The 13,682-nt window shown below is 67.1% G+C and carries 12 protein-coding genes; 5 read left to right on the forward strand and 7 right to left on the reverse strand.

Features of this window, described 5'->3' with window-relative positions:
• Nucleotide 1 precedes the first annotated feature (1 nt).
• The 4 genes from ACK4HJ_RS19325 to ACK4HJ_RS19340 form a co-directional block, all read right to left on the reverse strand.
• Nucleotides 2–559 (reverse strand): hypothetical protein, encoded by a 558-nt coding sequence (locus tag ACK4HJ_RS19325; RefSeq protein WP_409834569.1) that lies wholly within the window; start codon nucleotides 557–559, stop codon nucleotides 2–4.
• The gene (locus ACK4HJ_RS19330; protein ID WP_409834571.1) at nucleotides 559–1,761 is read right to left on the reverse strand and encodes a patatin-like phospholipase family protein; all 1,203 of its coding nucleotides are present in this window, start codon (nucleotides 1,759–1,761) and stop codon (nucleotides 559–561) included. Before ACK4HJ_RS19330 ends, ACK4HJ_RS19325 begins: the two co-directional genes overlap by 1 nt.
• Before the next feature lie 231 nt (nucleotides 1,762–1,992).
• Nucleotides 1,993–2,820 (reverse strand): HDOD domain-containing protein, encoded by an 828-nt coding sequence (locus ACK4HJ_RS19335; RefSeq protein ID WP_409834573.1) that lies wholly within the window; start codon nucleotides 2,818–2,820, stop codon nucleotides 1,993–1,995.
• Between the two features lie 59 nt (nucleotides 2,821–2,879).
• Nucleotides 2,880–5,252 carry a Tex family protein gene (locus ACK4HJ_RS19340; protein ID WP_409834574.1) on the reverse strand — a complete coding sequence of 791 codons (2,373 nt, stop codon included), beginning with the start codon at nucleotides 5,250–5,252 and terminating at the stop codon, nucleotides 2,880–2,882.
• 124 nt (nucleotides 5,253–5,376) lie between these two features.
• Here ACK4HJ_RS19340 and ACK4HJ_RS19345 point away from each other — a divergent pair, with 124 nt between their 5' ends.
• The 3 genes from ACK4HJ_RS19345 to ACK4HJ_RS19355 all read left to right on the forward strand — a co-directional run bounded on the left by ACK4HJ_RS19345 (nucleotide 5,377) and on the right by ACK4HJ_RS19355 (nucleotide 8,872).
• Nucleotides 5,377–5,781, forward strand: a complete 405-nt coding sequence (locus tag ACK4HJ_RS19345; RefSeq protein WP_409834576.1) for a hypothetical protein — start codon at nucleotides 5,377–5,379, stop codon at nucleotides 5,779–5,781.
• Between the two features lie 117 nt (nucleotides 5,782–5,898).
• On the forward strand, nucleotides 5,899–7,746 hold the full coding sequence (locus ACK4HJ_RS19350) for a monovalent cation:proton antiporter-2 (CPA2) family protein (RefSeq protein WP_409834579.1): 1,848 nt from the start codon (nucleotides 5,899–5,901) through the stop codon (nucleotides 7,744–7,746).
• Between the two features lie 13 nt (nucleotides 7,747–7,759).
• Nucleotides 7,760–8,872 (forward strand): DUF72 domain-containing protein, encoded by a 1,113-nt coding sequence (locus ACK4HJ_RS19355; RefSeq protein ID WP_409834581.1) that lies wholly within the window; start codon nucleotides 7,760–7,762, stop codon nucleotides 8,870–8,872.
• A 108-nt stretch (nucleotides 8,873–8,980) separates the two neighbouring features.
• Here ACK4HJ_RS19355 and ACK4HJ_RS19360 read toward each other — a convergent pair whose 3' ends face one another.
• From ACK4HJ_RS19360 to ACK4HJ_RS19370, 3 genes are all read right to left on the reverse strand, one after another.
• Complete coding sequence (locus ACK4HJ_RS19360) at nucleotides 8,981–10,183, reverse strand: multidrug effflux MFS transporter (RefSeq protein ID WP_409834583.1); 1,203 nt, start codon at nucleotides 10,181–10,183, stop codon at nucleotides 8,981–8,983.
• A gap of 78 nt (nucleotides 10,184–10,261) precedes the next feature.
• A complete protein-coding gene (locus ACK4HJ_RS19365) occupies nucleotides 10,262–11,179 on the reverse strand; it encodes a sensor histidine kinase (protein ID WP_409834585.1) in 918 nt (305 codons plus the stop codon).
• 60 nt (nucleotides 11,180–11,239) lie between these two features.
• Nucleotides 11,240–12,025 carry a LuxR C-terminal-related transcriptional regulator gene (locus ACK4HJ_RS19370; protein WP_409834624.1) on the reverse strand — a complete coding sequence of 262 codons (786 nt, stop codon included), beginning with the start codon at nucleotides 12,023–12,025 and terminating at the stop codon, nucleotides 11,240–11,242.
• A gap of 496 nt (nucleotides 12,026–12,521) precedes the next feature.
• On the opposite strand from ACK4HJ_RS19370, the gene ACK4HJ_RS19375 reads away from it, so the two are divergent.
• Together ACK4HJ_RS19375 and ACK4HJ_RS19380 are read left to right on the forward strand one after the other, a co-directional pair.
• On the forward strand, nucleotides 12,522–12,998 hold the full coding sequence (locus tag ACK4HJ_RS19375; protein ID WP_409834587.1) for a hypothetical protein: 477 nt from the start codon (nucleotides 12,522–12,524) through the stop codon (nucleotides 12,996–12,998).
• Nucleotides 12,999–13,152: 154 nt separating this feature from the next.
• A complete protein-coding gene (locus ACK4HJ_RS19380) occupies nucleotides 13,153–13,617 on the forward strand; it encodes a hypothetical protein (protein WP_409834589.1) in 465 nt (154 codons plus the stop codon).
• The last annotated feature ends 65 nt before the right edge of the window (nucleotides 13,618–13,682 follow it).

Raw genomic sequence — 13,682 nt, forward strand, 5'->3', positions numbered from 1 at the left:
ACTACCAGTTGCAGGCCTCGCAAAAATAGAAGTAGACCTCCACCTCACGCCCTCCAAGCAAAGGAGAAAGGTAAAGCACCTTGCTCTGGCTGGATAGCGCGACATGCACCTTGCGCCCGTCGCCCAGCGTGACAAGCGCCGGGCCGCTTATGCATTCCCCGAACTCGCCGTAGTAGTTCATCACAGCGTTGGCTGAAACGGGTACAGCATTGTGAAGTGCAAACCGGATTCGCGCCGATGTGAGCCGCACCCCTCCGCGAGTGCAGGTGCGTCCGTCCGCGTCGCGATAGACGGTTGACCCCTTTACATGAATCGACCGAATGCCTTGGAGCGGATAGGCACGGGCAGCGCTGCGGCGGCAGTCCTCCGCATCCATCACTTCTGCACCTGTCGAGGCGCACGCACTGTGTTCGTCCAAACGACCGGCTTGTGCAGAAACGGAAGGCGGAACCAGCTCGTGAGCTTGTGAGAGGGCGGCACCGATACACAGGGCCAAGACAAGACCACCCGAGCGTGCTGCGCTGGCGGCGCGTTTCCTGTAGCGATCGACCGCGCTCACTACAAAACCTCCACCTGCGCCATGTCCGGCCGCGCCAGCCATTGCGCCCACTCGTCCACCAGTTGCTGGCTGGCCTGCGTCGCCGCCAGCCAGGCCTTGGCGCGGGCTCGGCTGTCGGTGCCGTAATGGGTGAAGTCGTTGCGGTCAGGCAGCTTGGCGTTAGGGAGAGTGCGCACCCAGTCGGGATGTGGCGAGAGCACCACCATGTTGTCGAGCGCGGCCGTGGAGCGGTGGCGCCATTTGAGGCCCTTGTCGAGCCAGCCGGGCACGACACGGTGCTGAAAATGGGGGTAGAGGACGATAGGCCCTGGCGTGCCGGGATGCGAGCTGGAGGGGACAATTTTTGAGTCTTTTCGGCCGCTAGCGCTTGCTGGTAAAGCACCAGCAGCTATCAATTTTGAACTCTCGTGCGCCTGCAGGCCGTACGCCAGATGCAAGTGGTAGTCGGTGATGCCGCCGTCCCAGTAGGCGCCGGGCGGCGCGCCAGGTATGTTGTGAACGGCCTGCAGGACGAACGGAATGGAACAGCTGGCCTGCAGGGCTTGCATGAAGTTGCCGACGGTCAGGCCCACCTGGCGCGTGCGGTAGTCGGTGGTGGCAAACGGCAGCGGCGCACAGCGGCCGTCTGCCAGCGCTCCGACATCGGGCGATGAAAACACCACCCGCTCAAGCCAGGCGCCCATGGCCTTGCGGTGCACCGTGTTGGTCAAAAAGGCGCCCAAGTACCCCAGCGGTGTGACCAGCCCGTGTTCGCGCCGCAGCACATGCCGGCCGCGCGACGTGACGATGTGCAGGCGGTAGCGCGGGTGGCTCAGCACCTCTTGCACACGGCCGCCGTAGAAGGCGTCCAGGTTCTGGCCAAAGCGCTCGCTCACGTGGGCCGCCGTGGGGCGCTTCTTGCCGGGGGGCAGTTCGTAGTCCTGGTGGATGTAGTCGTGCTCCAGCCGCTCGAAGGCGGCCACCGAATCGCCCAGGCAGGCCGTGGCCATGCGCCAGGCGCCAATCGATGCGCCCACCAGGTGCACGGGCTGGTCCGACCGGGGCAGCCACTGCCCAAAGAGGAAGCGGTCGAGAGGGCCCAGGATCAGCCCCTTGGGGCCGCCTGCAGCACCGGGGATCACCCCCACGTCCGAGGGCCGCAGGCCGTGTTTTTCAAGGTGCTCGCGGGCGCGGGGGCCGGCATGGATGCGCAGGGCTTTCATGGACTGGGATTGTCTCAAAGGCAGGCAGCCGCGCCTGTCACGCCTTCGTCTGCTGGCACCCCAGCTATACCAGTCTGCGCTCAAAAATTCCCGCGGCGCATGAAACTGGCAAGGCCAAGGCCAGTGCTTCCCCGCAAGGACCGCCCCGCCGCGTTGGGAGCGTCCCCCTCCCAGATTACGAAGCAATATGAGGAGGGGGAAGGCGCGAGGCGACTCAGGGGGTGCTTCGCCTCACACCACGTAGTCGGCTGCTTCGGGCTTGGCCGTCCAGTCGATGGGGTCCTGCTGCAGCACCATGTCGATGTCCAGGCCCAGGGCCAGGCCCACTTCGCCGGGAAAGGTGACGGCCAGCTCGCGCTCGTCGAGCTCGGCCTCGCGCGCGCGAGCGCGCCAGGACGCGAGGTGGACCACCCCGGCCAGCGGCTCGTAGGCATTGTTTTCAAAGGGTGCGGCCTGGTGGTGCAGCGCATCCACCACCACCTCGGGCAATTGCCACCGGCGCGCCAGCCCTGCCGACACGTGGCCGTAGCAGTACCCGAAGATGCGCTGCTCAATCTTGCCGCGGCGCGGATCAAACGGCGCCACCAGCGTGTTGACCGACTGGGCCTTCTCCGGATCGCCCAGGTGGATCACAAGTTCGCCCACCGCATGCAGCAGGCCGGCGGTGTACGCGGCGATCTGGCTGTGGTGCACGATGCCGGCCAGCGAGCGCGCGATCTTGGCGGTGTTGAGGCTGTAGCGCCAGAACTGCTGCATGTTGACCCCCGGCACCGACCGCGAGGTGGTGCCCAGCGGCGCCGAGGTGACCAGCGCCCGCAGCTGCGGCGTGGCAAGCAGGGCCAGGGCCTCGGGGATGCCGGCAATTTGCCGGGGCAGCTGAAAGGTGGGGGAGTTGGCCATCTCCAGCAGACGCCCGGCCAACGCCGGGTCGGCGCCAAACAGCTGGTTCATGCGACGCAGGCTGGGTTCGGGATGCGCCAGTTCGCTCATCAGCAGCGCCACGGCGCGCGGAAGGCTGGGCAGGGCCACCGGTTGGGCCAGCAGTGCGTTCAACTCCATGGGTCAGGCGCCAGAGTGAGGGTTGCAGGCGATTATGGCCCCCATTCCGGCACCTGCCGTCACCGGCCCTTGCCCTGTTGCAGCTTGGCAAATGCCGAGGCCATGGCCGATGGCTGTGCAGGCTCGGGGCCGCGGCGTGGAGGCTGGGCGTAGCCTCGGCCTGCGCCTTCGAAGCGGTTGTCGCGCGGGCCGCGGTCGCCGCGCTCTCCTTGCTGGCGCGGTGCAGCGTCAAGCTTCATCGAGAGGCCGATGCGCTTGCGCTCCACATCCACTTCCATGACCTTGACCTTGACGATGTCGCCGGTCTTGACCACCTCGCGGGCGTCGTTCACGAACTTGTGCGCCAGTTGGCTCACATGCACCAGGCCGTCCTGGTGCACACCCAGGTCGACGAAGGCGCCGAACTGGGCCACGTTGCTCACGGTGCCCTCCAGGATCATGCCTTCCTTGAGGTCCTTGATGTCCTCCACGCCGTCGTTGAAGCGCGCCACCTTGAAGTCGGGGCGCGGGTCCCGGCCGGGCTTTTCCAGCTCAGCCAGGATGTCCTTGACGGTGATGACGCCAAACTTCTCGTTGGCGAACAGCTCGGGCTTCAGGGTCTTGAGCATGTCGGCGCGGCCCATGATCTCGGCCACCGGCTTGCCCGTCTTTTCCATGATCTGCTCGACCACGGGGTAGGTTTCGGGGTGCACACCCGTCATGTCGAGCGGGTTCTCACCGCCGCGAATGCGCAAGAAGCCCGCGCTCTGCTCAAACGTCTTGGCGCCCAGGCCCGCCACGTCCATCAGCTGCTTGCGGCTCTTGAACGCACCATTGGCCTCGCGCCAGCGCACCACTGCCTTGGCCACACTGGCCGACAAGCCCGACACGCGGCTGAGCAATGGCACGCTGGCCGTGTTCAGATCCACACCCACCGAGTTCACGCAGTCTTCCACCACCGTGCCCAAGGTGCGCGCCAGCTCGCTCTGGTTCACGTCGTGCTGGTACTGGCCCACGCCAATGCTCTTGGGGTCGATCTTCACCAACTCGGCCAGCGGGTCCTGCAGGCGGCGCGCGATGGAGGCGGCCCCTCGCAGGCTCACGTCCACATCGGGCATCTCTTGCGATGCGTATTCGCTGGCGGAGTACACCGAGGCGCCCGCCTCGCTCACCACCACTTTCTCGATGCTGCGGTCCGCCTTGGCCGCCATCTTGATCAGGTCAGCCGCCAGCTTGTCCGTCTCGCGGCTGGCCGTGCCGTTGCCAATCGCAATCAGGTTCACGCCATGTTTTTCCACCAGCTTGGCCAGGGTGAACAGCGAGCCATCCCAGTCGCGCTTGGGCTCGTGCGGATACACGGTGGCAGTCTCCACCAGCTTGCCCGTGGCGTCCACCACGGCCACCTTCACGCCGGTGCGGATGCCGGGGTCCAGCCCCATCACCACGCGCGGGCCGGCCGGTGCAGCCAGCAACAGGTCCCGCAAGTTGTCGGCAAACACCTTGATCGCCACCTTCTCGGCCTCGTCGCGCAGGCGGGCAAACAAGTCGCGCTCGGTGGAGAGGCTGAGCTTCACGCGCCAGGTCCAGGCCACGCACTTGCGGATCAAGTCGTCCGCCTTGCGGCCCTGGTGGCTCCAGCCCAGGTGCAGAGCGATCTTGCCTTCTGCGATGCTGGGCTTGCCGGGTTCGGGCTCCACCGGCAATACCAGCTTGGCCTCCAGAATTTCCAGTCCGCGCCCACGGAACACCGCCAGTGCGCGGTGCGAGGGTACGCGGCCGATCGGCTCGTCGTAGTCAAAGTAGTCGCGGAACTTGGAGACCTCCGGGTCATTCTCGTTCTTGCTATCCACCTTCTTGCTGCGCAGCAGGCCTTCGGCCCATAGCCACTCGCGCAGGTTCTGCACCAGCGCCGGGTCTTCGGCCCAGCGCTCGCTGAGGATGTCGCGTACGCCGTCGAGCACAGCGGGCACGGTGGAGAAATCGGCACCGGGCTTGCCGTCGTCCAGCACTTCGGGCGGCTTGGTGAACGCCGCCGCTTCGACGGCGGGGTCCAGTGTGGGGTCCGCAAACAGCTTGTCGGCCAGCGGCTCGATGCCAAATTCGCGCGCAATCTGGCCCTTGGTGCGGCGCTTTTGCTTGAAGGGCAGGTAGATGTCTTCCAGCTCTTGTTTGGTGGGCGCGGCCGCAATGGCGGCGCGCAATGCGTCGGTCAACTTGCCCTGCTCGTCAATGGCCTTGAGCACGGCCACGCGGCGGTCTTCCAGCTCGCGGAGGTACGACAGGCGCGCCTCCAGCTCCCGCAGCTGGATGTCGTCCAGCCCGCCCGTCACTTCCTTGCGATAGCGGGCGATGAAGGGCACCGTGGCACCGCCGTCCAGCAGCTCCACCGCTGCGCGCACCTGTTGTTCACTGACTTTGATTTCTGCGGCCAACTGCCGAACGATCTGCTGCATGGGTGGCGAACTCTTGAGACTCAAACAAAACGCGAAGCGCGCGAGTTTGCCACAGGCACTTCAGGCTCCGCCGGTACGGCCTACCCTCCCGCGCGCGCCCTCACCCTTCTAGAATGCCTTCGCCATGAACGCCCTGCCCTTCCCCATCCGCACCGAGTGCCCGCCCGGCGCCTGCGTGTGCGACCGGGACAGCCTGCTGGCGGCCGGCGACGGCGACATGCGCGTGCTACAGCTGACGCAGGCCGAAGAGAAAAAGCTGCTGCACCGGCTCGAAAACATCACCAGCCTGGCCGACCTGCGCCGCATGCAGGACCGCATGGCCCAGCAGTTGGGCATCGAACTCACCATCGCCCCCAGCCCCAACGAGGTGCGGACCCTGCGCGGCATCACCATCCTGGTCCACGAGCAGCGCGGCCTTTGCCGCAAGACGCGCCAGGCCATCCCCGCCGCCATCAAGAAGGGCATGGACCAGCGCCCCGAGATCACCTACGAGCTGCTGAACGAAGGCGGGCTGTTCGCGGGCTCCTGAAGCGTCAAGGAAACGGCCGCGGTTGCCGGCGGCGGCGCCAGCCAGCGGCTACCATCGGCGCTGAATTCTTGCGCGCATTATTTCCTCTGTCTTTCTGCTTTTTCCCCCGGAGTCCCTATGGCTGCTGAATCTGGCACCGAACTCGTCAAAGTGGTTGTGCTGCTGGCCGCCGGCGTCATCGCAGTCCCGTTGTTCAAGCGGCTGGGCCTGGGCTCCGTGCTGGGCTATCTGGCGGCGGGCTTGGCTATCGGTCCTTTCGGCATGGGCTTTTTCAGCGAGGCTCAGACCATCCTGCACGTGGCCGAGCTGGTCGTGGTGATGTTCCTTTTCGTGATCGGCTTGGAGATGCAGCCATCGCGCCTGTGGAACCTGCGGCGGCAGATTTTTGGCCTGGGGCTGGCGCAGGTGCTGGTGTGCATTGCCTTGCTCACCGCCACGGGCGTGCTGGCAGGCCTGTCGGCGGCCGTGTCCTTCATCGCCGCGTCGGGCTTTGTGCTGTCGTCCACGGCCATTGTGATGCAGCTTCTGGACGAAAGCGGCGACACGTCCACCCCGCGCGGCCAGCGCATCGTGTCCATCCTGCTGCTCGAAGACCTGGCCATCGTGCCGCTCCTGGCCATCGTGGCGTTTCTATCGCCTGCCGCTCCAGACCAGTCGGTGTCGCGCTGGGTGACCGTGGGCGTGGCCCTGGCCGCCGTGGCCGGGCTGGTGGCCGTGAGCCGGTGGCTGCTCAACCCCTTGTTCAACCTGCTCGCGCTGGCGCGCGCCCGTGAGGTAATGACGGCAGCCGCCTTGCTGGTGGTGCTGGGCTCGGCGCTGGCCATGCAGTGGGGCGGGTTGTCGATGGCGATGGGTGCGTTTGCCGCCGGGGTGATGCTGTCGGAGTCCACCTTCCGCCACCAGCTGGAGGCCGACGTGGAGCCCTTCCGCGGCATCCTGCTGGGCCTGTTCTTCATGGGTGTGGGCATGGCGCTGGATGTGCCGCTGGTGCTCCAGAACTGGCCCCTGCTGCTGGGCGGCGTGGTGGTGTGCATGGTCGTCAAGGGCGTGGGCGTCTACGCCGTGGCGCGGTTTGCCAAGGCCGGGCACGGCGAGGCACTGCAGCGCACCATGCTGATGGCCCAGGGAGGAGAGTTTGCGTTTGTGCTGTATTCGGCTGCGGCCGCTACGGGGATCATTGAGGCACGCGTGAACGCGGTGCTGACCGCAGCGGTCATCCTGTCGATGGCACTCACCCCGCTGGCCGTGTTGTCGTTGCGCTGGCTGATGCCGCCCGAGCCCACGCAGAGCATGGATGGTGTCGAAGCGGCCAACGGCCTCAAGGGCACGGTGCTCATCATCGGCTTCGGCCGCTTCGCACAGATCGCCAGCCAGTTGCTGCTGGCCCGGGGCGTGGACATCGCCATCATTGAGAACGACACCGACATGATCCGCGCAGCCGCAAAGTTCGGCTTCAAGGTGTATTACGGTGACGGCACCCGCCTGGACGTGCTGCACGCCAGCGGCGCGCACCATGCCAAGTCCATCCTTGTGTGCACCAACGATCCCAAGACAACCACACACATCGTGGAGCTGCTCAAGCACGAATGCCCGCTCATCCCTGTGCTGGCCCGCGCGTTTGACCGGCAGCACGCCATCGAACTACTGCGCCTGGGCGTGGACTACCAGATGCGCGAGACCTTCGAGTCGGCCATGGGCTTTGGCATGCAGGCGCTCGAAACCCTGGGCGTGGACCCCGACGAAGTGGCCGAGGTGGCCGAGCGCATCCGCGCCCGCGACGCCGAGCGCCTGCAGCTGGAACTGGCGGGCGACAAGGACGGCGCACGCCAGTTCTTCCAGGGCAAGAAGTGGGTTCCCACCCCACTCACCCAGCCCCAGCGCGAGGCCAAGGCCCTGAACGAGGAAGCGGCCGACGTGATTGAGCAGGCCTCGGCGCCGGCGCCCTCCGCCGCACCCGGGGCCTGACGCATTAGACGGCATGGGCATCCAGGACGACCTGTTTGGCGCACCCAGCGAGGACGCGTCCGCCACGGCGTCCGCAGTGCGCGCCGTTCAGCCCACGGCGGATACGGCAGTGGCGCCCTGCGCAAACACAGTGGCCAGCACGCCCGCGCCGCGCCGCCGCAAGGCCGCCGGCGTTTGCCCCCAGCCGCAGGACGAAGCTGTGCATGCCCTGGCTCGCAGCCTGCCGCCCACGCTGCGCCTGGGCACATCCAGCTGGACCTACCCAGGCTGGCAAGGCCTGGTGTGGGAGGGCGAGCATTCAGACACACAGTTGTCCAAGAACGGTCTTGCGGTGTATGCCCAGCACCCGCTGCTGCGCACGGTGAGCATTGACCGGAGCTTCTACCGGCCGCTCACGGCAAGCCAGTTCGAGCGGTATGCCGCGCAGGTGCCGGACGACTTCCGCTTTGTGGTGAAGGCGCCCAGCGTGGTGACGGACGCGCTGGTGCGCAGCGAAGATGGCCGGGGGCGCGAGCCCAACCCCGCGTTTTTGAGCCCTGAACTGGCGCTCAGCGAGTGTGTGGAGCCTGCCTTGCAGGGCCTGGCACACAAGCTGGGTGCGCTGGTGTTTCAGCTCAGCCCGCTGCCGTTGGCCCAGCTGAACCACATGCCGCTGCTGCTGGAGAGGCTGCGCGCCATGCTGCGCGCCCTGCCGGCGCTGGCACCGGCCGCGCCAGACGGCGTGATTGCCGTGGAGGTGCGCGACCCCGAATGGCTGACACCCGAGTTTGCCGCCGTGCTGCGTGAATGTGGCGCCACCTACTGCCTGGGTCTGCACGCCAAGATGCCGCCACTGCAGCAGCAGCTGCCGGTGCTGCGCGCGCTGTGGCCCGGCCCGCTGGTGTGCCGCTGGAACCTGAACCCCGTGCACGGCCCGTACGGGTACGAAGACGCCGAACGGCTCTACCAGCCGTACGACCGCCTGCACCACCCCGACCTGCCGACACGTGCTGAGCTGGCCGCTGTCATCGCCGGCATCACGCGGCGCGGACAGAACGCGTTCGTCACCATCAGCAATCATGCTGAGGGCTGCGCGCCGCTGACGGTGCGTGCGCTGGCCGAAGAGGTCGCAGCCCAGGGGCTTTGACCCGCAGATTCGGCGCTCACCTGCAGAATTTACGCAAAATTGGCCTCTAGCGCTTACTGGTAAAGCGCTAGCAGCTATCTATTTATGAGCAGAACAACGATGCTCAGCTCAGGTGTGTGCCAGTGCGCCGCTCCGCCCGCCCAACGTCACCCAGGTGAGTGCAACGCCCAGCAGCGCGCCTGTGGCCATGCCCACCACCATGGGCAGCGGCTCGCCGGTGGCAAACAGGCCCACTACCCCCATGGCCAGCGCGCCCGTCAGCATCTGCAGGGTGCCGAGCAGCGCCGAGGCGGTGCCGGCAATGGCGCCGTGCTTTTCCAGCGCAAGGACGGAGGTGGTCGGAATCACTAGCCCCATGAGCGCGCTCGCCACAAAGTACAAACCGATCAGCACCGCCAGATCGTCACCGCCCAGCAGGTAGTACAGCAGCAACGACGCCATCACCGCGCCCGACGCCGTGGCCGCGGCCTTCACCACCCGCACCATGCCAAAGCGCTCGCCCAGCATGGCGGTGAACTGCGATGCGCCGATGAACGCCGCCGCGTTGACGCCAAACGCCATGCTGTACTGCGCAGGCGTAAGGCCGTAATGGTTGATGAGCACGAACGGCGAGCCCGCCAGATACACAAAAAAGCCCGCCATGGCACATCCACCGATGAAGACCAGGCCCAGGTAGTGCCAGTCGCGCAGCAAGAGCGCATAGGCGCACAAAGCGCCTCCCAGGCTGCTTTCCACGCGCTCGGCGGCGTCGCGGGTTTCCTTGAGGCTGCCCCACACCAGCGCCAGCCCGGCGACAGCGGCCACCGCCACCACCCAGAACACGCCTCGCCAGCCCGACACCGCAATCACCCCGCTGCCCACCAGCGGAGCCAGGATGGGCGACACGCTGAAGACCAGGATCAGCAGCGACATGAGGCGCGCTGCGTCGGTGCCTGTGTGCAGGTCGCGCACCACGGCGCGCGGGATCGCCATGCCTGCCGCGGCGCCCAGGCCCTGCAGAAACCGCAGCGCCACCAGCATCTCGATGCTGGTAGCCAAGGCGCAGCCCACGCTGGTCACCGTGAACAGCCCCAGCCCGAAGTACAGCGGCGGCTTGCGTCCGACCATGTCCGACACCGGGCCGTAGAACAGCTGGCCAGCCCCCAGTGCCAGGAAGAACGCCGTCAGACTCCACTGCACGGCCCCCACCGAGGCGCCCAGGCTGGCGCCGATGTCAGGCAGCGCAGGCAAATACATGTCGATGGCGAACGGGCCGATGGCCGACAGCAGGCCCAGGACCAGGGCCATCTTGAGAAAGCGGGAGAAATGCATAGCCGCGCATTGTCACCAATTTGGTGCAACAGTTCAGGGTAAACCCGCAGATTCCCTCAGCAACAACACCAGCCGTGTCTACAGCAGCGATTCAGCGTGGGCCGGTATCTCTAGCCGCAGCAGCAGACCCCCGCCGGGTGGCGTCTCCGCTCGCAGGCTGCCGCCCAGCGCGTGCGCCCGCTGCGCCATGCTGCGCAGGCCCTGCCCGGCGGGGCCGTCGCCGCGCGCGGTCGCCACGCCCTGCCCGTTGTCCTGAACGCGCAGGCACCAGCAGCCGGTGTGCGCAAGGTATTGCAGGGACACGCGCACTTCGTTGGCCTGCTGCGCGTGCTGCAGCACATTGCTTAGCGCTTCCTGGGCGATGGCGGTGATCTCGGCAGCCACCCGACCGGCAGGGGGCAAGACGCCCGGCAACCCGTCCACCAGCCCGCCGTCTTCTGTGCCATGAAGTGCGCCATCCGGTGCGCCATCCGGTGCGCCATCCGGTGCGCCATCTGGCACATCCCACACCATGCGGATGCCGCGCTGGTCCAGCACGGGCTGCAGGCGATGGCGCAGGCGCGCCAGCCGATGGGGCAACGGCTCGCCGTCGGCGGCCATGGCGTCGACGATGAGCCGAAGGTCCAGCAGGCTGAGCGCCAGCACCTCGCGCGCGGCATGGGGCTGGGGCGCGCGCGCATCCAGCAGCGCCACCGCGTTGAGCAACTGCGAGCCCACCCGGTCGTGCAGGTCGCGTGCGATGCGCTGGCGCTCGGCCAGCAGCGCTGGGTGCACACGCGGGCTGCGCCGGGGCCGCCAGCGCAGCGCCCGGGGTAGCTGCGTGACCAGCACCAGGCCCAGAAGCAGCGAGGTGGCCAGCAATGCCGCCCACCAGCGGTCCAGCACCTCATGGTCTTTCACCCATTCCAGCCGGTACACCACCACCGTAAGCAGCAGTTGCGCCAGCCACAGGCCGACACAGGCCAGGGCCACGCGGGGTGGGCGGCTTACGAACATGGCGATTTACTGGCTTGGTAGGCGATGCAGTACTGCCCGCCTTCCGCAGGTTGGGCGGGGCTAGAACAGCCCCCGCAGCGACGCGAACCGCACGGCCTGCGCGCGGGTGCGCACCTGCAGCTTGCGGTAGATGTTGCGGATGTGGGTGTTGACCGTCATGCCGCTGATGAGCAGGCGCGCGCCGATCTCGGCGCTGGTGTAGCCGGTGGCCACCATACGCAGGATTTCCTTCTCTCGCGCGGACAGTCGCTCAACCTCGTCGGGCTGGCGGCGCTTGGCCTCGCCGGCATGCGGGCGGTCAAAGCGCTGCAGCAGCCGCCGCGCCAGGTGCGGGGTGATGGCCGCGCCGCCGTTAGCCACCTGGAGCACCGCCTGGGTGTAGTTGCCAAACCAGGAGTTCTTGCACACGTAACCAACCGCCCCCTGTTCGAACGCGCGCAGCACCTGGTCGTCGTTCTCGACGACCGAGATCATCACAGCCTGCGCGCCGGGTCGAAGGCGCTTGAGGTCGGCCAGCAGCTCAAACCCCACGCCGTCGCCCAGGTGCAGGTCTACCAGCAGCACGTCAAACTCGTGCAGGCGGATGGCCCGGCGCCCCTCGCGCACACTCCCGGCCTGGGCCACCAGCAGGGTGCGGGCGTCGGCCATCAACTCCTGGGCGATGACGTGGCGCAGATGCGCGTCGTCGTCCACCAGCAGCACGCGAACGGGACGCCCGCGCTGCCCCACCATGAAGTCCGGCCACACCGATGGGGGGTTGTCGATGGTGGAAAACTGCCCCGCCGATGGTGCGGAAGGCGCCAGCGCCGCAGCGCCGGGAGAAGCCAGAACGGTGTTGCTCAAGATACAAAACTCCCCGTGAATCCAATCAGCTGTGCTGACCCGGCCGCCCCTCGCCCGGCCTTGCGGCACCGGCGTCTGCGGCCTGAAATCTGCCTGCCGCGCACCGGAGCAGACGGAACACTACGCGCTTGCGTTACAAAAATCATCAAAAAAATCGCCGTTCTGTTGCACGCACAAACCCGCCGGCACCGCGTGCACCGCCTTTTTTCATTAGTTACATAAAGAAACTACCTGAAGTGTTCTGTTATCCCTGCCCATACGGCACTGCACACCCCCGCGTGTGGCAAGCGTGGCGCGGCGATTGCAGTAGTCAAAAGGTCGCGCGAACTCGGTAGCGTCTACAGCGCATTGGTCGGCCAGCCCTGGCCGCAGACACTGCCTTTCAGACAGCGGCAGGAAAGCAACAGCCCCACAGCCCCGCCACCACCGCTGTCCCAAGCCCGCCCTGCGGCCACCGCTGCGGGGCCTTGTGTTCGACGTCACCATCGAAGGAAATGTCATGAAAAAGCTCGCATTCATCGCCCTTGCAGCCCTGGCCTCCACCGCGTTTGCCACCGGACCCGTGGCCTCCAGCCCGGACATCAAGATCACCGGCACCTCGGTACAAGCCGCCTCGCTCACATCGATGAGCCTCAACAACAACTCCACCGGCCAGAAGAGCGAGGCCTTCCAGAACCTGGCTACCAACACCGGCAACGTGACCATCGGCGGCACGTCGCTGCAGACCGTGGTGGGCGTGGGCGGCAGCCTGACCAACACGGCCAGCGGCAGCGACGCCTACGCCAGCCAGAACCTCTCCACCAACGTGGGCGAGGTCTCGGTGTCGGGCAACTCCGTGCAGCTGACGGTTCTGGCTGGCTCCAACGTGGCCAACCTATCCAGCGGCAGCAACAGCAAGGCGGTGCAGAACATCGCGTCCAACAACGCCTGCTTCACCTGCCAGCCCACCCGCTCCGGCGGCTACGGTGGCCACTGAGCCCATAGCGCACTGCACTCCGGGGGCCGCGCCGTGCTGCTGCTCCGGTGATCCGGTACTGCGGTAATCCGGCATAGCGGGCTGATCTTCCAGGCAGGCGCAACCCGCGGCCCCTGGGCTTCTCGCTGCGGCGCCCCTCCACGGAGACCTTGCCATGAACACTCCCCCCCTCCCAACAGCCTGCGCGGGCAGGCGCCACAACGGCGCCACATGGCGCGGTGCCACCGTCTGCGCACTGCTGCTGGCCAGCAACCTGGCGCAAGCCCAGGCGCCGGGTGAAGACCCGGTGGTGCTGAGCCGCCCGCTCACCGTGCAGATGCTGCCCACGGGCGCCGCGCCTGCCTCGGGCGGGCTGACGCCGCCGGTGGACATGCCCGCATGGCTGCGCGCACGAGTGGCCCGCTACGAGGCCAAGGCCTATTCGGCCGACACCGAAGGCATCCTGACCGACAACGACGTGGTCACCACCGCCCAGGCACAGGGCCTGCAGAAGACCTGCGTGCAGGAGGTCGGAAGCAACACGCTGTCGGGCAGCTCCAGCCAGTTCAACCGGTACGGACCCAACGCGTCGCCCCAGGTGGTGGTGCTGCGTGGCGATCTGGTCAACGTCTGCCGCTGACGCGCCATGCCCCACTCGCCTTTGCCCTTGTCGTCCAGCGCGCGGCGCGCGCCGCGGCGCCCTGG

Source organism: Acidovorax sp. (assembly GCF_046294525.1).
In the GTDB taxonomy this organism is placed as follows: domain Bacteria; phylum Pseudomonadota; class Gammaproteobacteria; order Burkholderiales; family Burkholderiaceae_C; genus Acidovorax.